General features: G+C 51.3%; 22 protein-coding genes. 2 read left to right on the forward strand and 20 right to left on the reverse strand.

The annotated features are described in order from the left end of the window. Window positions 1–183: 183 nt before the first annotated feature. On the forward strand, window positions 184–834 hold the full coding sequence (locus C5523_RS17155) for a type II CAAX endopeptidase family protein (protein ID WP_039078695.1): 651 nt from the start codon (window positions 184–186) through the stop codon (window positions 832–834). A 56-nt stretch (window positions 835–890) separates the two neighbouring features. Here C5523_RS17155 and cheZ read toward each other — a convergent pair whose 3' ends face one another. The 18 genes from cheZ to flhD form a co-directional block, all read right to left on the reverse strand. Continuing rightward, entirely contained in the window at window positions 891–1,535 is a 645-nt protein-coding gene (cheZ, locus tag C5523_RS17160) for a protein phosphatase CheZ (RefSeq protein ID WP_039078694.1), read from the reverse strand. Window positions 1,536–1,545: 10 nt separating this feature from the next. Beyond that, window positions 1,546–1,935, reverse strand: coding sequence for a chemotaxis response regulator CheY (gene cheY / locus C5523_RS17165; protein ID WP_039078693.1), 390 nt, complete (start codon window positions 1,933–1,935; stop codon window positions 1,546–1,548). A 16-nt stretch (window positions 1,936–1,951) separates the two neighbouring features. Then, window positions 1,952–3,004 carry a chemotaxis response regulator protein-glutamate methylesterase gene (locus C5523_RS17170; protein ID WP_039078692.1) on the reverse strand — a complete coding sequence of 351 codons (1,053 nt, stop codon included), beginning with the start codon at window positions 3,002–3,004 and terminating at the stop codon, window positions 1,952–1,954. After that, the gene (gene cheR, locus C5523_RS17175) at window positions 3,001–3,870 is read right to left on the reverse strand and encodes a protein-glutamate O-methyltransferase CheR (protein WP_039078691.1); all 870 of its coding nucleotides are present in this window, start codon (window positions 3,868–3,870) and stop codon (window positions 3,001–3,003) included. Before cheR ends, C5523_RS17170 begins: the two co-directional genes overlap by 4 nt. A gap of 19 nt (window positions 3,871–3,889) precedes the next feature. Next, entirely contained in the window at window positions 3,890–5,488 is a 1,599-nt protein-coding gene (gene tap / locus C5523_RS17180; protein ID WP_039078690.1) for a methyl-accepting chemotaxis protein IV, read from the reverse strand. A gap of 42 nt (window positions 5,489–5,530) precedes the next feature. Then, window positions 5,531–7,195 carry a methyl-accepting chemotaxis protein II gene (gene tar / locus C5523_RS17185; RefSeq protein WP_108701617.1) on the reverse strand — a complete coding sequence of 555 codons (1,665 nt, stop codon included), beginning with the start codon at window positions 7,193–7,195 and terminating at the stop codon, window positions 5,531–5,533. A gap of 140 nt (window positions 7,196–7,335) precedes the next feature. Continuing rightward, window positions 7,336–8,313: a spore coat U domain-containing protein gene (locus C5523_RS17190; RefSeq protein WP_039078688.1), complete on the reverse strand. Its 978-nt coding sequence runs from the start codon at window positions 8,311–8,313 to the stop codon at window positions 7,336–7,338. Further along, the gene (locus C5523_RS17195; RefSeq protein WP_079496740.1) at window positions 8,313–10,709 is read right to left on the reverse strand and encodes a fimbria/pilus outer membrane usher protein; all 2,397 of its coding nucleotides are present in this window, start codon (window positions 10,707–10,709) and stop codon (window positions 8,313–8,315) included. The genes C5523_RS17190 and C5523_RS17195 overlap by 1 nt, the downstream gene beginning before the upstream one ends. Continuing rightward, window positions 10,688–11,443, reverse strand: a complete 756-nt coding sequence (locus C5523_RS17200) for a molecular chaperone (RefSeq protein ID WP_039078686.1) — start codon at window positions 11,441–11,443, stop codon at window positions 10,688–10,690. Before C5523_RS17200 ends, C5523_RS17195 begins: the two co-directional genes overlap by 22 nt. A 13-nt stretch (window positions 11,444–11,456) precedes the next feature. Continuing rightward, a complete protein-coding gene (locus C5523_RS17205) occupies window positions 11,457–11,939 on the reverse strand; it encodes a spore coat protein U domain-containing protein (RefSeq protein WP_223878805.1) in 483 nt (160 codons plus the stop codon). An 88-nt stretch (window positions 11,940–12,027) separates the two neighbouring features. Continuing rightward, window positions 12,028–12,600, reverse strand: a complete 573-nt coding sequence (locus C5523_RS17210; protein WP_039078684.1) for a spore coat protein U domain-containing protein — start codon at window positions 12,598–12,600, stop codon at window positions 12,028–12,030. Window positions 12,601–13,056: 456 nt separating this feature from the next. After that, a complete protein-coding gene (locus C5523_RS17215; RefSeq protein ID WP_071194627.1) occupies window positions 13,057–13,623 on the reverse strand; it encodes a spore coat protein U domain-containing protein in 567 nt (188 codons plus the stop codon). A 533-nt stretch (window positions 13,624–14,156) separates the two neighbouring features. After that, a complete protein-coding gene (gene cheW / locus C5523_RS17220) occupies window positions 14,157–14,660 on the reverse strand; it encodes a chemotaxis protein CheW (RefSeq protein WP_039078682.1) in 504 nt (167 codons plus the stop codon). 23 nt (window positions 14,661–14,683) lie between these two features. Further along, complete coding sequence (gene cheA, locus C5523_RS17225; protein ID WP_039078681.1) at window positions 14,684–16,759, reverse strand: chemotaxis protein CheA; 2,076 nt, start codon at window positions 16,757–16,759, stop codon at window positions 14,684–14,686. Between the two features lie 4 nt (window positions 16,760–16,763). Continuing rightward, a complete protein-coding gene (motB, locus tag C5523_RS17230; protein WP_039078680.1) occupies window positions 16,764–17,717 on the reverse strand; it encodes a flagellar motor protein MotB in 954 nt (317 codons plus the stop codon). Then, window positions 17,714–18,601: a flagellar motor stator protein MotA gene (motA, locus tag C5523_RS17235; RefSeq protein WP_039078679.1), complete on the reverse strand. Its 888-nt coding sequence runs from the start codon at window positions 18,599–18,601 to the stop codon at window positions 17,714–17,716. The genes motB and motA overlap by 4 nt, the downstream gene beginning before the upstream one ends. A 126-nt stretch (window positions 18,602–18,727) precedes the next feature. Continuing rightward, complete coding sequence (gene flhC / locus C5523_RS17245) at window positions 18,728–19,306, reverse strand: flagellar transcriptional regulator FlhC (protein ID WP_039078678.1); 579 nt, start codon at window positions 19,304–19,306, stop codon at window positions 18,728–18,730. Between the two features lie 2 nt (window positions 19,307–19,308). After that, the gene (gene flhD, locus C5523_RS17250) at window positions 19,309–19,659 is read right to left on the reverse strand and encodes a flagellar transcriptional regulator FlhD (RefSeq protein ID WP_039078677.1); all 351 of its coding nucleotides are present in this window, start codon (window positions 19,657–19,659) and stop codon (window positions 19,309–19,311) included. 779 nt (window positions 19,660–20,438) lie between these two features. On the opposite strand from flhD, the gene uspC reads away from it, so the two are divergent. After that, on the forward strand, window positions 20,439–20,864 hold the full coding sequence (gene uspC / locus C5523_RS17255; protein ID WP_039078676.1) for a universal stress protein UspC: 426 nt from the start codon (window positions 20,439–20,441) through the stop codon (window positions 20,862–20,864). 29 nt (window positions 20,865–20,893) lie between these two features. Here the strand turns inward: uspC and otsA are convergent, their stop codons facing one another. Next, window positions 20,894–22,318, reverse strand: coding sequence for an alpha,alpha-trehalose-phosphate synthase (gene otsA, locus C5523_RS17260; RefSeq protein ID WP_071194629.1), 1,425 nt, complete (start codon window positions 22,316–22,318; stop codon window positions 20,894–20,896). Further along, complete coding sequence (gene otsB / locus C5523_RS17265; protein ID WP_039078674.1) at window positions 22,293–23,099, reverse strand: trehalose-phosphatase; 807 nt, start codon at window positions 23,097–23,099, stop codon at window positions 22,293–22,295. The genes otsA and otsB overlap by 26 nt, the downstream gene beginning before the upstream one ends. Between the last annotated feature and the right edge of the window lie 101 nt (window positions 23,100–23,200).

Genomic DNA, 23,200 nt, shown 5'->3' on the forward strand with positions numbered 1-23,200 from the left:
GAGTCAAGTCGGTCTAATGGGCAGAGTAAGGCATAAAAACACGGGGTTTTCGCGATTTGAGAAAAGGAAAAGTGCATGTACTTATCCGCCAACGATATACTACCGCGTGGGTCAGAAAAGCTGCTTTTGCAGCGTATGCCTATAAAAAAGATATAAAACGTAATTAACACAGGGATGATAACCATGCTGTTCAATCAGGAGCAGAGACGTCATCACACAATGATGTGTCTCGCAGCAGTACTGATTTATCATTGTTTTTTCTTTATTGTGGCACTGCTGCCCAATTATGCCGCGCTCTATCATTCAGGTTTTGCTGCGCTATTTGTCGGCCTGGCCGTGAGCTTGCCGTGCACACTCCTGCTCTGGCGATACTACAACCATCACTACCCTTTTATGCCGTTGGGGCAATTTAACCCCGGTTATTTCGCATTGGGCTTACTGGCTATTATCGCACTCAATATTGTCTGGCAGTTTTTGGGGATCGAAGAAGAGTGGGTGGCATCGCTAAAGAGCTACTCGGTTTCTGCGCGTTGGGGTCTGGCGTTCGCCATTTGTTTTATTGCCCCGTTTTGTGAAGAGGTGATTTTTCGCGGCTTCTTACTCAACGCCTTTCTGCGCTGGGGACGCTTTGCCAGGCAGCAGAGCATCGTGGTGACTTCGGTAGCCTTTGCGCTTATGCATACGCAATACCACGCGCCAGCCACCTTTATCTGGCTGTTTACTTTTTCGGCTCTGCTTTGCGTGGTAAGAATGTCATCCGGTGGGCTACTGCTGCCAATGCTGCTACATATGCTCAATAACACCGCCTCATTTTCCTTGTCCACGATGAGCTAAAAAAACGGGAAGCATTGCTGCTTCCCGTTTTATCAGTATGGCTCAGTGCAAGAGCATCAGAAACCGAGACTGTCGAGCAGATCGTCAACCTGATCCTGGCTTGCCACCACGCCCGCTTTCGTCGCATCAAGCTGCGGCCCATTGAGCAGACTTTCGTTTTCACGTTTCGGACGCGCAGACTGATCGGGAATGTTTTCGATCAGCACCATCAGAAGCTGTCGTTCAATTTCCTGAATCACATCCATCATACGCTTGATAACCTGACCGGTAAGGTCCTGGAAATCCTGCGCCATCATGATGTCTAACAGTTGCGCGTTGGTGAAGCTGGTGTGGCCCGGCACATCCCCGAGGAATTTACGGGTGTCGGTCACCAGTTCACGGGCATCTTTCAGCTCGATAGGATTTTCAAACCACTCATCCCAACGCTTGGACAGGGATTTGGCCCCTTTTTCCATCGCATCCTGATGCGGTTGCGACGCCTCGACGCTATTGAGTGCGCGTTCAGCTGCCTGCGCGGTCATCTGCACCACGTAATCAAGACGATCACGGGCATCAGGAATGGCTTCCGCCGCTTCAGCAATCGCCTGATCCAATCCCAATTCACGTAAACTGTCACGCAGCATACGTGTCAGGCTACCGATACGGGCAATGATATCGCTGGCTGAATGTTCTTCCGTAGGTTTAATTGAAGGTTGAATCATCGTCCAGTCCTCACATGCCGAGTTTCTCGAAAATCTTACCGAGTTTCTCTTCCAGGGTTGCAGCAGTGAAAGGTTTCACTACATAGCCGCTCGCGCCAGCCTGAGCCGCCGCGATAATGTTTTCTTTTTTCGCTTCTGCCGTGACCATCAGTACCGGCAGCGAAGACATGTTGCCGTCAGCACGAATCGTCTTAAGCAGTTCCAGTCCGTCCATGTTCGGCATGTTCCAGTCGGAAATGACGAAACCAAAACCACCGGTCTGGAGTTTGTTCAGCGCGTCAACGCCGTCTTCGGCTTCCTCGACGTTGTTGAACCCCAGCTCTTTTAACAGGTTGCGCACGATACGACGCATCGTGGAAAAGTCGTCGACAACCAGAAATTTGAGCTCTTTATCCGCCATAAAACATCACTCCTCGTTAAATACGTATTGCCTGTCCGGCACTAATTTTTGCCAACATCTGCTGGCTTACCTGGCTAAGATCGACCACTTCGCTGACGCCACCCATATTGATAGCTTCGCGCGGCATGCCGAACACCACACAACTTGCCTCATTTTGTGCAATGGTCCAGGCTCCAGCCTGGTGCATCGCTAACATTCCGGCCGCACCGTCATTGCCCATACCGGTGAGGATAACCCCCACGGCATTGCGCCCGGCGTATTTCGCGACCGAATGAAACAGTACATCCACAGCAGGACGGTGACGGTTCACCGGCGGCCCATCGTGGATCTTAATCTGATAGTTTGCCCCGCTACGCGCCAGCTCCATATGCTTGTCGCCCGGCGCAATATACGCATGTCCTGGCAGGACACGCTCACCATCTTCCGCCTCTTTCACGGTAATCTGGCACAGCTTATTCAGGCGTTCGGCAAACGAACGGGTGAACCCTGGCGGCATGTGCTGAGTAATAAGAATACCCGGACTTGACAGCGGCAATGGCTGGAGTACATGACGAATTGCCTCTGTTCCTCCGGTTGAAGCGCCAATGGCCAGCAATTTTTCCGAACTTAACAACGGACCAGACTTCAACGCTGCCGGGGCTGCCGACATGGGTTTATGTGCCGCAAGGCGCGCGCGCGAGGCGGTACGCACTTTTTCGGCGATCATTTCGCTGTAGGCCAGCATCCCTTCGCGAATACCGAGCTGGGGTTTAGTGACGAAATCAATCGCCCCTAACTCCAGCGCACGCAGCGTCACTTCTGAGCCTTTTCCCGTCAGAGAAGAAACCATCACGACCGGCATCGGACGCAGGCGCATCAGTTTTTCCAGGAAATCCAGACCGTCCATCCGCGGCATTTCCACATCAAGCGTCAGCACATCAGGGTTAAATTTTTTAATTAAATCCCGTGCAACCAACGGATCCGGCGCCGTCGCCACCATTTCCATATCGCTGTGGCTATTGATAATTTCGGTCATGATTTGGCGCATCAATGCAGAATCATCGACGGACATTACCCTGATTTTACTCATGCTTTATCCTTACTCAGCGCGTAAACGGTTTGACCACGCAGGCTAAACTCACGCACAAGGTTGCTGAAATTCTCCGAATGCCCGGCAAAAAGTAGTCCGTCAGGCTTAAGCAATGGTGCAAAACGATGCAAGATATCCTGCTGCGTCGTTTTATCAAAATAAATCATTACGTTACGGCAAAAAATCGCGTCAAACGGTCCAGGGACGTTATATTGTTTATCGAGCAAATTCACCGAGGTGAAATCCACATAATTCGACAATTCCTGACGCACGCGCACCAGACCGGCATGGGGCCCGGTTCCGCGCATGAAGTAACGCTGTAGCTGTTGCGGCGACAGCGTTTTCAATTCATCCTGGCGATAGACACCGTTACGGGCTTTTTCCAGCACTTCGGTATCAATATCGCTGGCAATTACCTTGAAACGACCCGGCGCCATACCGAGTGCATCTGCCAACGTAATCGCAATGGAATACGGCTCTTCACCAGTCGACGCCGCGGCACTCCAGACGCGATACTCGCCGGTACGCTTACGGGCATGCTCCGCAAGGACCGGGAAGTGGTGAGCTTCCCGGAAAAATGCCGTGAGGTTAGTGGTCAGCGAGTTTATAAAAGCCTGCCACTCGGCGCTATTTTGGTTCGCTTCCAGCATGCTCAGGTAGCGACCAAAATCATCCAGCCCAAGGGTGCGTAAACGACGAACAAGGCGGTTATAGACCATGTCCCGCTTGTGGTCGGCGAGCACGATCCCTGCGCGTTGATAAATCAACTGACATATTCGACGAAAATGCGCGTCAGACAGCGCAAGACGCTGAGTCATCTGTTGCATGAGTGATGACGTTTGCCCAGTAGGCATTGATGATGTCATAGCGCCTTCTCATTCTGATTTAGGATACAACCGGCACTCCTTTGGGGAGTACCGCGTCTGATGTAACGACATGTTCTTCTAACTTAAACACAGCCACCAGGGAGGTCAGATGATCTGCCTGATGCGCTAACTGATCGGTTCCCGCGGCGGCTTCTTCAACGAGCGCAGCATTCTGTTGGGTCACCTGATCCATCTGGCTTACTGCCAGTGCGACCTGCTCAATACCCCGGCGCTGTTCATCCGAAGCAGAGGCAATTTCGCCCATAATATCGTTCACCTGGGTGACAGAGTGGACGATCTCCATCATGGTTTTCGCAGAGGTATCCACCAGCACAGATCCCTGCTCAACGCGTGAAACTGACTCTTCGATTAGGCCTTTGATCTCTTTGGCAGCCTGCGCGCTTCGGCTGGCGAGGTTACGCACCTCCCCGGCCACCACAGCGAAACCACGTCCCTGCTCACCTGCCCGCGCCGCTTCTACCGCCGCGTTCAAGGCCAGAATATTGGTCTGGAAAGCGATACCGTCAATCACGCTGATAATATCGCCAATCTTTTGCGAACTGGCGGCGATCTCATGCATAGTGCTTGCCACATTCGACGCCTGCTGCCCGCCTTTACGCGCCGTTTCCGCCGCGCTCTGTGCCAGACCAGATGCCTGACGGGCGTTATCGGCGTTTTGTCCCACGGTCGCCGTTAACTGTTCCATGCTGGCCGCCGTTTGCGCCAGCGACGCCGCCTGTTGTTCAGTACGCGCCGACAGGTCGTTGTTGCCTTCGGCAATCTCCGAGATACCGGTATGCATCGCGTAGCTGCCGTGACGCACCTCGGTCACGGTAGAACGCAGCGCGGTCTGCATCTTTTTGAGGCTGGCAAAAATGGCCGAAATTTCATTTTTACCCACTACCGCAATCGGTCGAGCCAGATTGCCCTCGGAAATACTGTCAAAGTGACTACTGACAATGGCCAGCGGCTGAACAATCATCTTGCGCGACCACCACAGCGCCGCCGACGTCAGCAACGCCGCCAGAACGACCACCACGGCGAAAATCACCGCTGAGCGCTGGTAATTGCTTTGCCCCTCTGCCTTAGCGGTCTCCACAAAGTGGTTGATATGCTGCTGCCAGGCCGTAAAGTTTTTATCAAATACATCCTGCGACTGCTGAATCGGCGCCGACATAAAGTCGGATAGCTGGTTGCTTTCAAGCCACGCGGCCTGGTGTTCCAGATCGCCATGCCATGCCGTATAAGCCACTTTCGTTCCGTCCTGCAGACGCTTACCTTCATCGGTCAGCGCCGGGATACTCAGAAACTCATTAATACTGTTATCGGCATCTTTCAGATTATCTTTCGCCTGTTTCATTAGCGCTTTGATATCGTCCGGCGGATAACTCAGCGCCGTTAACGTACCGGCTTTATTCAATGATGTACTGGCTTGTAATAACCAGGCGCGGGTTTGCATCAATGCGTTGCGCTGGATGTTACTTTTTTCAACTTCTGATAAATGGGCGGTGCTTTGACGAAACGCCCAAAACGACAATCCGTTGCTCCCTACCTGCAAAATGCCACAAACGATCAAGATCAAAAAAAGTGTCGTAGAAATTCGAATACGGTTTAACATCAACGCTCCCATCAGGCGGCAAAGTGCCGCGGGTTAAAGCAGTTAAAAAGTTTCCCAGTTATCGTTTTGTCCGGTCGTTAGCTGACGGGCTCTGGAAGGAGCCGAAGTAATGGCTGCCGCCGGATTAAGCGCTCCTTGCGCGGTTTTTGTAGGGACAGAAGAGAGACGGAAAGTAGAAACCGCTTGCGTCAACCTGCTGGCTTGTTCTTCTAATGCAGCCGCAGCGGCGGCAGATTGTTGTACCAGCGAGGCGTTTTGCTGCGTGACGCGATCCATTTCGGATACCGCCAGCGCAACCTGGTCGATGCCACGGCTCTGTTCATCAGAGGCCGAAGCAATCTCACCCATAATGTCGTTTACACGGGTTACTGCACTGACGATATCACCCATCGTCTCACCGGCGCTTTCAACCAGTACCGAACCGGTATCCACGCGAGAGACAGAGTCTTCAATCAGCGCTTTGATTTCTTTTGCCGCCTGGGCGCTGCGGCTGGCAAGGTTACGCACTTCGCCAGCAACCACCGCAAAGCCACGGCCCTGCTCACCGGCGCGGGCGGCTTCAACCGCCGCGTTGAGGGCAAGGATATTGGTCTGGAAGGCAATACCGTCGATGACGCCGGTAATATCGGCAATTTTTTGCGAACTGGCGGCAATGTCATGCATGGTTTTCACCACGCCATCCACCACTTTACCGCCGCGTTCAGCGGTTTCGGAGGCGCTTTTCGCCAGTAGCGATGCCTGACGGGCGTTTTCGGCGTTCTGTTTCACCGTTGCGGTCAGCTCTTCCATACTGGCCGCCGTCTCTTCCAGCGCCGAGGCTTGTTCTTCGGTACGGGATGACAGGTCATTGTTACCCGCGGCGATTTCGCTGGTGCCAGAATGAATAGCATCAGAACCGGCACGCACATTGGTTACCGTATCAATCAACGAGCGCTGCATATGGTCAACGCTTTGGGCCAGATCGGTAATCTCACTGCGCCCTTCAACCACCAGCGAATCGGTCAAATTGCCGCTGGCGATTTCACGAATGTGTTTAATGACCGCGGTCAACGGCGCCAGCAGAATGCGGCGAATGCCGTACCAGACCAACGCCAGCACAACGACCAGGGCCAGCGCGAGGGCCGCCATCTGCCATTTTGCAAAGTTATAATCACTCACGCTTTCGTCATAGGCTTTGCGATACAGCGATTCGCTTAACTGGGCATATTTGCCCATCGCATCACCGAGACCGTTTTGCATACCCTGCGTTGGCTGCGCAAAGTAGCCATCCATGTTGCCGCCTTCCAGAAACTGCACCAGCTCCGTCAGTCCGGCCGCATAGGTTTTATACTTTTCATCCAGCACCTGACGCGCCTCTTCCATCGCGGGTACCGATGGCATGGCACGGAAGGCATCGTAGTGTTTTGCCGCATCAGCCAGGCTGGATTTCGCGCTTTTTAATAAATCAGTTTTAGCGCTACTTTGTTGGTTGTTCGGGTCCATCATCATTCGGGCAGATGAACGGCTCAGGTTGATACGTGTTTGCAGCATCAGTTCCCAGGTTTTCGTCAGTTCGGTCTGTTGCATGCGCAGATCGTTGGAAACCGCAAAGCTTTGCTGATTTTGATTAAGAGAAGAGAATAAAAGCCCGCCCGAGAGCAACTGCAGCAGCGCAAACACTACCAGTACACTCATCAGCATTGTGACAACGCGAATACGGTTCAACATGCTACACCTTCCTGAAAACTTGTTAACGGTGTTATCGGCAAGGGGCTATAGAACTTTACATTTGCGAAAGGGAATTAAACCGTCTCAATATTAACCGTAGAAATCTCCTTCGTCTGGAATGTTAAAAAGCGATAACTCAACTAAAAAGCGAGATCGATAAGTAATGTGTCACTGTATGTTCCTCCCGGTGGGGTCGTCTGATTCGGCATGACCTGCGCCGTATAGTTATAGGTGCGTAACGTGCCATCGGTGCTGATCGATGAAGACGTCCCACTGGACCAGCGCTCCGCCCCCGCAGCCCCCCAACGGGATGATGTGCTGCCTTTATAGATTTCATAACTCAGCCGATTTGAACCGTTTGCCATCTGCCGTACCGTCCCATTGGCATTGTTGCCATTATTGATACCAATGGTATAGGCATACCCTTTAGTGCAGGTCACGCTAATCGATTGTGAAATGGCGGGGAACGCCTTCGCGATTGGCGCACTGCCGAAATTGACATTAGGTGCTGAAATCGCAGTGCAATCGTTGGTCACTGTCATGCTTACCGTAAGATTCAGCGCCAGGTTACCGCTTTGCAACTGCGTACAACCGGTTAAAATGGTCCCCACCGCGCATATGTTGTAGTAGAGATTCAGGTTTAACGTCCCCGCATAGGGGCCAGCCGAAACGCTTTGACCGGTCACAGTGCGTAAAAAGAGTGGCAGCGTATAGCGCTTCGATCCCAGTACCGTCAAAAGAAAAGTGCCATTCCAGGTATAGCCAGCCCCACCGTTCGTGACTTCGCCCGACGAACAGCCAGACACACCGCATAATTTCACCGGGATGGAATCCGTCACTGTTAAATCATCGGTACGCTTCATCGCCCCACGACTGGCAACCAGCGTTGAGGCACCTGTCATAGTGAGTGTTGCGTAGTCATTTGTCAGAAGCGACAGCGCGGAGTCGCAATCAAGATAGATATTGGTAGACACCGGTTGCTCGGCGCTATTGAGGGTAAAAGATGTCACTGACGTGCCAAATGACGGGCTGTTATTGGATAAACTGGCGGTACAGGCAGCCCAAACCTGTGCGCTCGTTCCCGACAGTAATAACAGCATTAACAGGATACGACGCATCAGTTGCTCCTCTTACACATAAGCGGGCCGTACGTTTCCAGCTTATGCTCTGGGTTGGCATTCAGGGTCAGGTTAGCGGTGCAGCGTGTGTCATCGGGTAACCGGACATTAAGCACACTGACTTCATCCAGATTTTCCAGCCAGGCAATACCGTCATAACCCACAATAGCCGTCGGTTTGCCCTGGCGACTCACTTCACTGGTGAGCGGTAACGGATTGTTTTGCTCATCATGCAGGATCACACTCGCCACCCGCTCGCGCACCATCGGAAATTCCACCAGATAGCCTGAGTAACGACGCAGAGCAAGCCGCCGCTCGGTCTCAATGATCTGCGTGTCGGCGGGTAAATTCAGGGTGTCAATGCTGTAATTGGCCGGATAATACGAGGACACGCCGCTTATGAGCAGGTAGCCATTTTTATTCGTTTTTCCAATGAGTTGATTTTCATAATTTACCGGAATTTCCGGCTCTCCCCCCGTACTCACGACCACAAAGGCATCATTGATTCTTTTGGCGAAGAAGAATTCGTTATCCATCAGTACCAGGGATCCCATCGCCTCCCCCCACCATGTCCGCATGTCGCTGTAGCCGTACATACCCCCCTGCAATTCAACGTTGTTATTGCGCCAGCCGAGCGTTCCTTGTTGATAACTGTCGCCTTTGGTCTGTCGCGCCAGCGCCATACTCCAGCTCAAACCACCGTAAGAGGGCATCGAATGTCCGTAGTTAATCCGCTGCGCCGTGCCCGTATCCGCAGTGTTATCCACGCTCAGAGACACGCTGTCCCGATCGCCGAGCGGAATTTGTACCGAGACTGCGGCGTTCCAGTCACCGCGCCCATTGTCACGGCTTGCCGAAACATAAATATTGCTGTCTCCCCACAGATTGCGGCTCCATGAGAGGTTAAGCAATTCAGTCTTGCTGTTGTCAAAATTGCGAACGCCAATCCATGCCGCGCCAATATTGCCAAAATCGCCGAGATTAAAAGAGAGTGAGTATTGGTCCGTTTTACGACTCAAACTGGCTATTGGCGGCGTGTTATTGTCATTGGGATGGTCGTAATAGTAGTTTTGTTCATACAGCGCCAGGTTGCCGAAACCGCGATCGCGACGGATATGCTGTGTGGCAATGCTGAACATACCGGTACTGTACTGATATCCCCAGTTCAATTGACTACCACTGTCGCCCCGCATCTGACTTTGCGTCCATGACGAATTCACCACCCCAAGACGCCATAACTTCGCGACAGCACCCACGCCGCCCAGCGCCAGTTTCTGCGCCCCTTCCCCATGAGCCTCCAGCGTCAAATAATCTGTCAGGCCGTAGCGATAAGACGCACTTCCCACCATGGAGCCATAGTCGAAACTGTCGATACCGTAATTACGCCGCAGCCCCCCCAGCGTTGTCGCACCATCACTGAGCCCCTCTTTAAGCAACTCGCTGGCCACATAAAACGGCATGGTGGTACTGACCTTGCGCCCTAACGCATCGGTGGTGACCAGTACTGCATTCCCTGCACCGTTTATATAAGGCAAATTGGTCAGGGTAAAAGGGCCTGGCTCAATTTGTTTCGACCCGGCGCGGTAGCCATTAATGAATACATCAACCGAGGTCGGAACCGCCGCCTCGCCGGAAAATGACGGAATGGGCCAGGTCACCAGATCAGGACGCAGTGAAAAGTCACGCCCATAACTGATCCCCCCTACGCGTACGCTGTTACTCCAACTTAACGAGTCGGAAATCACATCCCCCACACTCCACTGGATAGCATTGTCTTCATCAGTCAAATGAAGGGTGGTGTCATAACGGGTATAACCATCCTGTTGCGCAGGTTGACCCGAAAGGCGGGAGATGGCTGTCCCGGTCGAGGAAAACGTCATATTTCCGGAGAAATAGCGAAACTCATGCCAAAGAGAAGCACGCGTACCGATATTTTCCGTGTTATTGGTGTAGACATCATAATTCAGCAGCGCGCCACGCCCATCGGGTAAGGGGCTACGCTGCTGTCCGCCATTGAACGCGGTAAACCGCTCTGGCAACCACCCATCAGGAACAAACAGCAATAGCCGCTGACGTTCGCTATCGTAGTCAGTGCGCACGTTGGGTAACGCTGACACGTTTACCTCTCCCTGAGGAATATAATCTGCGGATATTCCGCAACGCTGCAGATCGGCGCTGGCGACAAAATAAGCACTGCCACGTCGCGTCACCGGTACAACCTGTTGCGTATCATAATGATTTATGACCAGGTTTAGATGAAACACCACCTGTTCATTCACTACTTGTGCATCCGGCGGCGGCGGAAGTGTGTCATCGCCCTGCTGTGCTCTGACATTAGCCGAATTGCCTAGCAGCATGATCATCGCCGGGAAAATTACCTGGCGGGAGACTGCCATTCACTTTCTCTGGCATTGATTGTCGCTTTAAGCTCTACAGGGGCAGGCACCCCGGCAGGGAGCGGCCAGGAACGCGTTTCCCCAGGCAGGACATACCCCAGCAGTCCGTCAGCAATGACCCGTGTTTGCCCACCTTGTCGGGCGGAGACAGCCGTCAATCGAACATGCACATCACCCTGGTTACGTATCTGCAGCGCAGGTTTTCCATTTTCTCGTACGACTTGCCAACTGAGTTCGCGCGGATCCACCAGCGCATGGTTTGCACTCTCAGGATAAGTAGTAATCCCCTTGCCATAAATAAAGAGCGGGATGGAGTAACGCATTTGCAATTTGATACCCATCTGTCCCTGAGATGAGCCGGCTGGAGGAATTTCATCAACAATGATTCGGTATGCCTGTTCTGTGCCTGCGGGTATCTCCGTCTGTTTTATCAGGCGGATAAGCTGCTTAGTCCCTTTTTGTATGGTGACAATTGGCGGGCTGGCGACCACATCCGTCTGCGGTTGATAGCGCTCATCGCCACGCTCCTGGCGCCAACGGACGATACGCACCTGCATGGTTGCTGGCGTGTTGCCCTGGTTCTGGATCCACAACTCTGTGGCTTTATTCTCTGATCCTAACCAGGGATCAATCGGCCAGAGTAAGATTGTGGCTGCCGCATTGGCGTCTCCCATCGCAGTACACAGCATCATCATTAAACCTGCCGCCCTTGCGGCGCCGGAGGTGACGCTCATTTCCCTTCTCCCTTTACCATGTCAATGTCACAGTCAATTGATCAGAATATGTCCCCGCTGTGCCGAACGGGGACAGTTGCGCGGCGCCAAAGATGCTGAGCGCGATATTATTGGCATCGCTATAGGTGACTGACACCGACTGATTAACACCAATTTCTGTGTTTGCCGCCAACGAGCTACTGCGGTAAATGCGATATGGAACCCGCTGTGTTCCACCGTTTAGCTGCATATTGCGTACCGTTGAGTAATACATCCCACCATTGATGCTCATGGTTAAGGCAACACCCGGCGTGCAGGCGAGTGACATTCCGGCATTCGGTACAAAGCTGGTGGAGATCTGGCCGCTCTCCACCCCCGTATGAGTACCAAAATCAAGTGCGCCCAAAACCCCACCGACGCCTCTCGTTACAGAACATCCGGGTGTAATGGTCGCGCCAACGGTAAAAGTTTGTTGCGTCACCGTGACGGCAACCGCAGGCCCTGGCAGTACACTCATGCTCAGCGATAGCCCAAAAATGGCGCGCAACACCCCGTGACTTCTCGCGAGAGAAGCGCACTTTCCTTCTGGTTGCATCATATTGACGCTAGTAGGTCACGCTCACGTTTAGGGTGTCCGTATAGGTCCCGGGCAATACCGTTACGCTGTTACCCCCGCCAGTAATGCGCCCATACAACGTGTAAGAATCCACTCCACCGCTGGTGGTAGTTCGCGGGATGGCGGCACCGTTAACGATCTCATTACTGAACGCGCTGTCGCTAAAAACGCTGTACGCCACCCCTTGCGTGTTCGTTGGCGTTGCGGAACGCAAATACCGTGCCACTGTACCCGGCGTTCCCACTGTGGTGCCTGGTGTTGCAGTATTGGTGTTGCCGGTTATCTGGACGGTATAGCTGGCGGTCGTGCATTGGATAGTGAACGAACTGCCGCCAGCGCCCGTGTTAGAAAGTTGAGTGGTCAATTGAGAAAATGTGGCGGGATTTGTACCGAAGTCCAGTGTACCGAAGTTGATACCGCTTTGAGAGGGAGAACCATTAATTAAACATCCGTTTGATAATGTCAACGTCGCCCCAATAATACCGTTACTGGTAACCGCATCGGCATTATTTACCGACAGCGTCACCAATCCAGTTAACAGGATAAGGCGTATTTTCTTCATATTATATCTCCGGGAAAGGCGAGCGTTCATCCAATATAAAAGAGCAACGTCATTAAAAACGGATCTGCGTAACTCAATAGGAGTAATAAGAAAAATTTAGTTGATGTCCAACGCTTCGACCACTGAATATGACCACCGCCCTTAAAGGGTGCGTTAGTATATATTTTGATTGTTTTTCAAGAAGTTAATTATAATGAAGCGTAACAAGAAAGATATATGAAAAGGATATATTAGCAATAATGTGATGTATATCACAATATATGGTATAACGTAAATTCACCATTAGCATATTTAAAATGCTTATTCGCACTGGTGAAACCACTGAAATTAAGCAGCGCTTAAACTTTAAAAAATAAGTTTATTCTTTATTAACTTTATTATGATGATCGACCATTTTTTAAAATAAAAAGCCCATAACAAATGCAGGCCTTAAAAAATGACTTCAACCAGTTAAAGTTAATAATTCACACTGACATAAATAGTATCTGAATAGTTACCCGGTGCAATCGCAGTATTTTTACCACCGCCGCGAATGCGGCCATACAGCGTATAATAATCCACACCGTCAACTGTCGACAGACGAGGAAGCGCTGTGTTATTGGCAATCTCGTTATTAAAACTACTGTCACTATAGAGACTGTAGGCAACGCCCTGGGTGCTATTACTGGCGCTTCGCAGATAGCGTGCCGTAGTTCCGGGTATACCAACAAGCGACGTGGGCGCCGTGGTGTTGGTATTACCGGTTATCTGTACACTGTAGCTATTGGTGGTGCACTGGATCCCAAATGCATTCCCACCTGGCCCGCTGTTCGACAGTTGCGTAGAGAGTTCGGAAAAGGTGGCGGAATGGTCGCCAAAATTGAGCGTACCGAAGGAAATACCATTCTGGCTGGCGGAACCATTAACCAGGCAGCCGTTCGTCAGCGTCAGGGATACGCCAAGGGTGCCACTGCTGCTTGCCGAAACCTTAACCGGTAACGCCAGCGGCAATATGCAGGCCAACAGAAACAGATATTTTTTCATAGTACAGTTCCGGAAAAAGCGCAGTTTATTCATCACGCAGTAACAATTAAAAAATTGCACTTCCATCGCTGCATAACATCGGGCATTCCTAAAATTGCATGTCACTGACAAATAAAAATTATAAATATCTATGTTATTCAACAAATTAATGAAAGTTTCTAACAATTTGACGTAAGTTAGAATTCAAATAATTCAGTTGCGTAACAGATTCTATAATATAGGAAGTTAAGCCGAAAGAAAACATTATTTACGCACACTAAAACAAATTCAACGCTATGCTGCTATCTGTCTCTTTTAAAGAAACCCCATATACGTAATGCGTCATTACTCAGTAAATACAATGTGCCGTGTGTATTAACACGCAACATAACGGACATTCACATCATTTATCGTCAGGTATTTCTTTGCGTCGCTATATCTACGGTGATAAATACAGGAATCAGGACAGATGAATAAAAAACAAAAAGCGCGAGTGAATGGCAGGAAAGGAAAGAAACCCCCACGCGATGGCGCAGGGGTTTAAGGACGCGCGATTAGGCGACGTGGGTAGCTGCGATATCAAGCAGTGCCATCTCGTCGCTGTTCAGCAGTTTTTCGATGTTGACCAGAATCAGCATACGCTCACCCAGCGCGCCAAGACCTGTCAGGTACTCGGTGGACAGGGTAACCGCGAATTCCGGTGCCGGGCGGATTTGATCCGCAGCCAGCGACAGCACGTCAGATACGCCATCGACAACAATCCCAACCACGCGCTGACCAAAGTTCAGGACGATGACCACCGTGTTATCGTTGTATTCAACGTCAACCTGGCAGAACTTCACGCGCAGGTCGACGATGGGCACGATGACACCACGTAAGTTAGTGACACCCTTGATAAAGTCAGGCGTGTTGGCGATACGGGTGACCTGGTCATAGCCACGAATCTCCTGCACTTTCAGAATATCGATACCGTATTCTTCATCGCCCAGGGTAAATACCAGGAATTCCTGGCCCGATGGCTCGCCAGCCAGTTTTGTTACATTGCTCATACCGGTCATGTTTTTACCTTCTTTTAACTCAGTCAGGCGGCAGTGTGCGCCACACGTTGTTCACGGTTTAATCCCTGTAGTGCCGAAACATCAACAATCAGCGCAACGCTACCATCACCAAGGATGGTTGCCGCAGAAATTCCCGGCACTTTGCGGTAATTGCTTTCAAGGTTTTTCACTACTACCTGATGCTGACCAATCAATTGATCAACCAGCAATGCATAGCGACGACCGGCACTTTGCAGGATAACGACAATCCCCTGCGTAGCTTCGGTTTTCGCGCCATTAACATCAAATACTTTCCACAACTCTACCAGCGGCAGGTACTCGCCACGCACTTCGAGTACGCGCTCGCCACCGGCCAGTGGGTGCAAATCTTCTTCGCGCGGCTGCAGCGATTCCATCACCGCGTTCAGCGGCAGAATGAACACTTCATCGCTCACTTTAACGGACATGCCGTCAAGGATTGCCAGGGTCAACGGCAGCAGAATGCGGATTGTGGTACCTGCGCCCTGACGTGATTTGATCTCAACGTGGCCGCCCATCTCCTGGATATTACGTTTCACCACGTCCATGCCCACGCCACGCCCGGAGACATCGGTCACCTGCTCAGCGGTAGAGAAGCCCGGTGCGAAGATCAGCATGCCGACTTCTTCGTCGCTCATGTTTTCGTGCACTGGCATACCCTGCGATATGGCTTTTGCCAGGATACGTTCACGGTTCAGGCCTGCACCATCGTCGGTGACTTCGATGCAGATATTGCCGCCCTGATGTTCTGCGGAAAGGGTCAGGTTGCCAATCGGTGATTTACCCGCTGCAACGCGTTTTTCCGGAACTTCAATCCCGTGGTCAAGGCTGTTACGCACCAGGTGCGTTAACGGGTCAATGATGCGTTCAATCAGGCTCTTATCCAGTTCCGTCGAGCTACCTTGCAGGGTCAGTTCAACCTGTTTATCCAACTTGCTCGCGAGGTCACGCACCAGACGCGGGAAGCGGCTGAATACATATTCCATCGGCATCATACGGATAGACATGACCGATTCTTGCAAATCGCGTGCGTTACGCTGCAACTGCGTCATGCTGGTAATCAGGTCGCCGTGGGTGACCGGGTCAAGTTCGTTCGAGCGCTGAGCCAGCATCGACTGCGTAATAACAAGCTCGCCGACGAGGTTAATCAACTGGTCAACTTTCTCTACCGCAACACGGATACTGGTTGACTCACTGGCGCGGGCCGGTTTTTCACGACCTGCGGGTTGCTCTTTGGCGACCGCTTTCAGCGCCGCGACAGGTGCAGCCTGGACAACCGGGGCCGGGGCTGAAACCGGGACCGCAGCTGCTTCTGGTGCGGCCTCTTCAACGGCTTCAACCGTTGCAGCTTCCGCAGACGCGGTTTCCGCAGGTACGCTGGCGTTTTCAAAGGCGATCTGGTCTGCTTCTATAACGAAGCACAGCACCGCAATGATATCATCCTGGCTTACACCGCCATCCAGCGTGACGCGCAAGGTATCCGTCCCTTTTACAACGTCGGTGAGCGTACCGAGGTTACCCAACTCTTCTTCCAGAAGGCTGACTTCGTTTTCTTTTAGACGCGACAGCACAATACGCAGCTTTCCGTCATCGGCTGGGCTCGCCGGAGCGGCAGCCTCAGCGTCCTGTGCGGCGCTTTCAACAACGGACAATTTGGCGCTATTGGCTGCAGCCGGAACAGCTTGCCCTTTGGCTTCCAACGCTAATTGACGCAACGCATTGCAGATATATTCAAAGCTGGCGGCATCTGGCTCCGTAGAGCTTTTATAGGCATCGAGCTGTTCCTGCATAATATCTTTGGTTTCCAAAAACAGGTTAATGATGTCAGTGTTGAGCTGCATTTCCCCACGGCGGGCTTCATCAAGCAGGTTTTCCATCAGGTGCGTGGTTTCCTGCAAAATGGTGAAGCCAAACGTGCCCGCACCGCCTTTAATAGAGTGGGCGGCACGAAAGATGGCATTGAGTTGTTCAGAGTCCGGCGCTTCTGGCACCAGATCTAACAAATGCTGCTCCATGTCGGCCAACAACTCGTCAGCTTCATCAAAGAACGTCTGATAAAAATCGCTAATATCCATGCTCACGCAATCACCTCGACTCGGGTTGTGGCGATGTTGTAACTGCCGCCGCAGGCGCGGATGCTGGCGCTGGCGCCGCTTCTGCCTCCGGCTGTGTAATGACGCTTATTGGCACATTCTGGCTTTCGGCGTTCTCATGCAGAATGGCTTCTTCTGCTTGTTTGTTTAGCACCAACAGGCTGATACGGCGGTTGATCGCCTCATTCGGTCCGCGCTCTGCCAGCCTCATTGTGGCTGCCATGCCAATGACTCGAAGCATTTTTCCATCGTCGAGACCCCCAACAACCAGTTCTCGTCGCGAGGCGTTTGCACGATCCGCTGAAAGCTCCCAGTTGCTGTATCCTTTCTCACCGTTGGCGTAGGGATAGTCATCGGTGTGTCCGGAAATGCTAATTTTGTTCGGAATACCATTCAGTACCGGTGCTATAGCCCGCAAAATGTCACGCATATAGGGCTCCACTTCTGCCCGGCCGGTTTTAAACATCGGGCGGTTCTGGCTATCGATAATCTGAATACGCAAACCTTCCTGAACAAGATCGATCTTGAGGTGCGGGCGTAAAGCACGCAATTTCGGATCGGCTTCGATCAGTTGGTCCAGATCGCCGCGCAATTTTTTCAGCCTTGCTTGCTCCATGCGTTGCTTGAGATCATCAATGTTCGGCTGTTTTTTAACTTCACCCTGCTGCTGTGTGTAGTCATCGCCACCGCCCGGAATCGGACTGTCGCTATTCGAAATTCTTGGTCCACCCGTTACCGCTGTTGCAAGGGGTGTACGAAAGTATTCGGCAATCTGAATCAGTTCTTTAGGGCTAGAAATTGAGATAAGCCACATAACCAGGAAAAAAGCCATCATCGCCGTCATAAAGTCGGCATAGGCTATCTTCCAGGAGCCGTGCGCTCCCCCGCCATGTCCTTTATGTTTCTTGCGTCTTACGACGACGATAGGATGGGACTGATTTTTCATGCGTCCTCAGTCGTTGTCTGTTGGTTAGGATTTCTTACCGCGCGCACGTGTTCATCCAGTTCGACAAACGACGGACGTTCGGTTGAGTACAGCGTTTTACGCCCAAACTCGACGGCAATTGGCGGCGCGTAGCCGTTCAGATTCGACAACAGTGTGATCTTGACGCACTGCATCATTTTGGTGGTTTCGGCGCTTTTCTGACGCAACACGCTGGCCAGCGGAGAAATAAAGCCGTACGCCAACAAAATACCAAGGAAGGTTCCCACCATCGCGTGAGCAATGAGCGCACCAAGCTCCGCCGCCGGACGGTCCGCCGAGGCCAGTGCGTGAACCACGCCCATAACCGCCGCAACGATACCAAATGCGGGCAACGAATCCCCTACCGCCGCCAGGGCGTTGGCCGGGACTTCCGCTTCACTTTCGTGGGTTTCGATCTCTTCGTCCATCAGCGCTTCAATTTCGAAGGTGTTCATATTGCCGCTGATGATAAGACGCAGATAATCAACAATAAATTCGAGCATGGTGGCATCGGCAAGGATGCGCGGATAGCTGGCAAAAATCTCGCTCTCTTTCGGGTTTTCGATATCCCGTTCAAGGGAGAACATCCCCTGCTGGCGAGACTTCGCCATCAGCCGGTAGAGCAGCGCCAGCAAATCCATGTACATACTTTTTGTGTATTTGGAGCGGCGAAACAGCAAAGGTAACGCCTTGATGGTGCCCTTGATGGCTTTACCATTGTTGCCGACGATAAACGCACCGATGCCAGCGCCGCCAATGATGATAAGCTCGGACGGTTGATAAAGTGCGCCAAGGTGCCCGCCGGTCATCATATACCCGCCAAGGACAGCACCCACAACCACTATGTAACCTAATACGATAAGCACGACATCATCCTTCCGCTAATGACTATGGCAAGGAAGACAAATCGCAGGGTTTTCACGAAAGGCAGGGAAAAAAAAAGCAGCGGTATAACTTCACCGCTGCTGGAGTTTGTCCCACACCTTGTTCGGTCAAACAGCCTGATCGATCTGTTCTTCCAGCAGTTGTGGAATAATATCGGCAGCATCCCGGGAAAGTTTACGTCTTTTTACCGCACGAGAAGGCGGCTGGCATAAACTACAGGCGAAACTGCCAACAGGCTGATGCGCGTGGGTGATAAAGTTACCACCACAGCAGTTACAGCGAGACAACTCCAGCATTCCGCTTTCCACGAAACGTACCAAAGTCCAGGCACGGGTCAGAGCCAGCAGTGGCCCTTCCTCAGGCTGAGGGCATTGTTCGAGATAGAGTCGATAGGCTTTAATTACCGCATCAACGCCGCTGCATAACCCGGTTTTTAGTAAGAATTGCCAGGCATTACAGAACATTGAAGCATGAATATTTTGCTCCCACGTCATAAACCAGTCGGTGGAGAATGGCAGCATACCTTTCGGCGGCGGGCTACCACGCAGCTCTTTATAAAGCTTGATGAGACGACCACGGCTCAGTTGCGTCTCACTCTCCAACATTTGCAAACGTGCGCCCAGCGTGATCAGTTCCATTGCTAACTGAATGTCGCGGGCTTCTTGAACAATACTTTTCTCGCTCATGATTACGCCCTTTTCTTCCGGGCTGGTTCACCTGCTTGGGTAGATTCATTCAGCAGACGAGTAGAGAGCAGAATGCCGGTATGGATTTGCTGTAAATCATCCACACGGGATTCCTGAGTCAGACGCGTAATGGTCTGATGGTTGTCAAAGCGGAACTGACAAATAACTTGATTTGTTTCAGCGAGCTTAACCATCTGTGGAAGAGTTAACTCTCCCAGCGTATTCGCCATTTCTTCGTTAACACCTAAGCGGAACATGGCGGACGCTTTGTCCTGACTAATTAAACGCTGAGCAAGGAGCAGATATGACAGATTGATGTCATAAATGTGTTTCAGCAACTCGGATGTATGCATTTTTCCCATCCCGAATAACCAACTTGTATCTTATGCGGACAAACCGCACCCCGTGATGTCGCCGGGAAAAAACCCGGTATAAAAAGAAAGGCTAAATGCATAACAGACTTAGGATCTCGTGCGGCAGGTCTCTCGCTCAAATGTTTTTACCTTGCCACACTCTTAATCATTTCTTACAAAGAACTAAGATTTTTCCTAATTCGACGCAACTGTACTCGTAGGTGCTGAGACATACAATGTGACCAGAGTGAAATTTTGGAAAAAATGTGATCCACGTCACATAATTTACGCATTTCCTGGTAAGAAATCTATCAGTCCTGCTTCTGAATTGATTATTTTTTGTTCTAACAATCCATTTTTCTATTCTTTTAATGCGAATACTCATTCATATGACATATCGAAATACGGCGCAGTGGTCAGATGTGTACTATCTTTAGGCGTTTAAAATACGCAATTCGTCTCTAATAAAGAAACAATAATAAATACCTTTATAAAACAAGAAATTAGAAATACAGCCAAGCTTATTAATTGCCGCCCGGGATCATTTTAAATTTGTTAATCAGGACGATTAATAATTTAGGGATTTAACTTTAAATTCTTAAAATTTCGCTTAAGCACCTAATTCTAATTAAGATGATTAAACATCAGGCTGTCCATTTCATAAGATTAATTAATGAATATTTATGACTTTCTTCACAAGTTTGTCATATTGGTCTATTGCTACGTTGGCGCAAACGGAGTAATGGTGATATGTGAACCTCATAGATAAGGAGCCAGTCATGGGCTACACGCATCTGTTGGTTGCGGTATCGGCCTCGCCGGAAAGCCACGCCCTGGTGGCAAAAGCGGTGTCAATAGCACGTCCGTTTCACTCCCGCTTAACCCTCATCACACTAACGTCCGATCCCGAAATGTATAACCAGCTTGCGGCACCGATGATGGAGAATGTGCGCGAGATTCTGCAGGAAGAGACGCAACAGTTTATGAATGACCTGGTCAGCCGCGCTGATTACCCCATTGAACAGGTGATTATTACCTCTGGTGAGCTCAGTGAGCACGTGCTGCATACCTGTCGTACACAGGGCGTCGACCTGGTTATCTGTGGGAATCACAATCAGAGTTTTTTTGCGCGAGCGGCCTGCTCCGCTAAAGCGATAGTCGGTTCGTGTAAAGTGGATGTCTTGCTGGTGCCATTAAGCGAATAACCCCTCCCGCGTAACGGAAGGGGCTCTTGTCAGGCCATTTTCGGGAAGGTCGCCACTTTGTTTTGCAGGCTACTGTGAGCACTACGTGGCGTGATGCGCTTTAAATCGCTTATAAACCGTTCTTGCCAGTGGTTGATATCATTTTGCTCAATCACCTTAAGCATTTCAGCATGGCGCGCGATACGCTCAGCCAGCGGCATCGTCAGCGCCCTGTCCATCGCGGCAGCTACATCATCCCGGTCGTAAGGGTTAACAATCAGCGCCGAGGTTAGCTCGTTTGCCGCACCGGCAAATTGCGACAGCACCAGTACGCCCGGGTTCGCAGGATCCTGCGCGGCAACATACTCTTTCGCGACCAGGTTCATCCCGTCTCGCAGTGGTGTGACCAGCCCGACTTCCGCGTATCTAAACACTTTCATTAGCACTTTGCGATCAAAGTGCTGGTTCAGATAATAGAGCGGCGTCCAGCCAAGCTGACCATATTTCCCGTTAATGCGCCCCGCTTCCGTTTCCAGTTGATGACGAATGTCCTGATAGGCCTGTACTTCGCCACGCGAGGTCGGTGCGATTTGCGTATAGCGAATCTTACCGTGATGCTGCGGATACTTCTCCAGCAGCGTTTCATAGGCGAGAAAACGCTCCGGCAACCCCTTGGAGTAATCCAGACGCTCAACGGAGAAGATATTCTTGACGTTTTTCAGCTCGTTTTTAAGTTGCGCCAGTTTGGGTGGCAACGGCCCCGAAGCCTGCTGGGCAATCTCTTTCGGTTCGATACCGATAGGGTAAACCTCGGTCTGGAACGTTTTGCCCCATGCGGTATGGTGCGTACCGCCACGTGTTGTCAGACGCGTTTGGGTAGACAGACAGTCAAGGAACGCCAGACGATCGCTCTCGGTCTGGAAACCCAGCAGGTCATAGTCACACAACTGCTCAAGCAGTTCGGCATTCGGCGGCAGCGCGTTGAAGATTTCCGGGGTCGGGAAAGGAATATGCAGGAAGAAACCAATACGGTTATTCACCCCACGCTTGCGCAATTCACTGGCAAAAGGCAGCAGATGGTAATCGTGGATCCACAGATTGTCATCATCTTCTACCAGCGGTAATAACTTATCCGCCAACAGGGAATTTACCCGCTGATAGCCCTCCCATGCCTCACGCTGGAACTTCACCAGGTCCAGGCGATAATGGAAAGCTGGCCATAACACGGCGTTGGAAAATTGAGAATAATATTGCTCGTAATTCTCTTCGCTGAGGTTAAAGGAAGCCCATGTGATATTTCCACGCGAGACCTTTTTCAGCGGTGCATCTTCATCACCGATTTCACCACTCCAGCCGAACCATAATCCGCCCGTGGCTTTTAATGCTCCCAGAATCCCTACGGCCAGCCCACCTGCGCTGGACTTTTTATCGTCAGGCGGAGCAATGCGATTAGATACTACGACTAAGCGACTCATAGCCATCTCTCCTGTTTGTTAGCGCCTTTTTTTCTTGTTCTTGATGGTCAGTTATACGTTTAAGCCACTGATGGACGTCATTCACACAACCCAAACGCCATTGCGCGTGAGTTGCACCAGCCCCTACTTTCACCGAAATACCTGATTTCGCGTTCACGACCTCAAAGCCGTGCTCATCCGTCAGATCATCGCCGATAAATACCGGTTTTCTGCCCCTAAACGGCGACTCCTGTAAAAACGCGTCTATAGCGGCACCCTTGTTGATGCCAGACGGTTTAAGTTCGATCACACATTTGCCTGGCTGCATCGCCAGTTGGCCCCAGGTCTCCACCATTTTGCGTGCCAGAGCGAAGATTGCCTCTTCATGCTCCGGTGCCTGCCGATAATGCAGAGCGAACGCCATCCCCTTGCTTTCAAGCTCGGCACCCTTAAGTGCGGCCATTCCCGTAGTCAGTGCCTGTTCCAGCGGCTGGATGATCTCATCTGGCAACGTGACCCGGTGAGTTTGACCGTTGATATCGCGGCGCTCTGCCCCATGAACCCCGGCAAGGGGAAAACGGTAAGGCCTGGCAAGCTTGTCCAGCTCTGCCATTGAGCGCCCTGAGATCAATGCCACCGCGCCATCATTCATTTCAGCAAGGCGTGCGAGCCGCTTGAGAACATCCGGCGGAACAAAAACCTGGTCAGGGTGAGGTTTGATTTCAGCGAGGGTTCCGTCAAGATCGAAGAAAAAAGCAAAATTTCCGGAAAAGACAGGCGGTTCAGATAACAGGTCAGCCACCCTGGTTTCCTCCTTAATGGTCAACGGTGAAAGGTCTCATACGATAACCTTTCATTATCATTAGCCATGTAAGTATAGACAGTGTGACGCTGCTCGCCATT

The organism is Phytobacter sp. SCO41 (assembly GCF_003073275.1).
In the GTDB taxonomy this organism is placed as follows: domain Bacteria; phylum Pseudomonadota; class Gammaproteobacteria; order Enterobacterales; family Enterobacteriaceae; genus Phytobacter; species Phytobacter diazotrophicus.

Bases quoted from the DNA above. Each gene is read 5' to 3' on its own strand.
- C5523_RS17155 (WP_039078695.1), top strand. From the start codon at position 184: ATGCTGTTCAATCAGGAGCAGAGACGTCATCACACAATGATGTGTCTC.
- cheZ (WP_039078694.1), bottom strand. From the start codon at position 1,535: ATGATTCAACCTTCAATTAAACCTACGGAAGAACATTCAGCCAGCGAT.
- cheY (WP_039078693.1), bottom strand. From the start codon at position 1,935: ATGGCGGATAAAGAGCTCAAATTTCTGGTTGTCGACGACTTTTCCACG.
- C5523_RS17170 (WP_039078692.1), bottom strand. From the start codon at position 3,004: ATGAGTAAAATCAGGGTAATGTCCGTCGATGATTCTGCATTGATGCGC.
- cheR (WP_039078691.1), bottom strand. From the start codon at position 3,870: ATGACATCATCAATGCCTACTGGGCAAACGTCATCACTCATGCAACAG.
- tap (WP_039078690.1), bottom strand. From the start codon at position 5,488: ATGTTAAACCGTATTCGAATTTCTACGACACTTTTTTTGATCTTGATC.
- tar (WP_108701617.1), bottom strand. From the start codon at position 7,195: ATGTTGAACCGTATTCGCGTTGTCACAATGCTGATGAGTGTACTGGTA.
- C5523_RS17190 (WP_039078688.1), bottom strand. From the start codon at position 8,313: ATGCGTCGTATCCTGTTAATGCTGTTATTACTGTCGGGAACGAGCGCA.
- C5523_RS17195 (WP_079496740.1), bottom strand. From the start codon at position 10,709: ATGGCAGTCTCCCGCCAGGTAATTTTCCCGGCGATGATCATGCTGCTA.
- C5523_RS17200 (WP_039078686.1), bottom strand. From the start codon at position 11,443: ATGAGCGTCACCTCCGGCGCCGCAAGGGCGGCAGGTTTAATGATGATG.
- C5523_RS17205 (WP_223878805.1), bottom strand. From the start codon at position 11,939: ATGAGTGTACTGCCAGGGCCTGCGGTTGCCGTCACGGTGACGCAACAA.
- C5523_RS17210 (WP_039078684.1), bottom strand. From the start codon at position 12,600: ATGAAGAAAATACGCCTTATCCTGTTAACTGGATTGGTGACGCTGTCG.
- C5523_RS17215 (WP_071194627.1), bottom strand. From the start codon at position 13,623: ATGAAAAAATATCTGTTTCTGTTGGCCTGCATATTGCCGCTGGCGTTA.
- cheW (WP_039078682.1), bottom strand. From the start codon at position 14,660: ATGACCGGTATGAGCAATGTAACAAAACTGGCTGGCGAGCCATCGGGC.
- motB (WP_039078680.1), bottom strand. From the start codon at position 17,717: ATGAAAAATCAGTCCCATCCTATCGTCGTCGTAAGACGCAAGAAACAT.
- flhC (WP_039078678.1), bottom strand. From the start codon at position 19,306: ATGAGCGAGAAAAGTATTGTTCAAGAAGCCCGCGACATTCAGTTAGCA.
- flhD (WP_039078677.1), bottom strand. From the start codon at position 19,659: ATGCATACATCCGAGTTGCTGAAACACATTTATGACATCAATCTGTCA.
- uspC (WP_039078676.1), top strand. From the start codon at position 20,439: ATGGGCTACACGCATCTGTTGGTTGCGGTATCGGCCTCGCCGGAAAGC.
- otsA (WP_071194629.1), bottom strand. From the start codon at position 22,318: ATGAGTCGCTTAGTCGTAGTATCTAATCGCATTGCTCCGCCTGACGAT.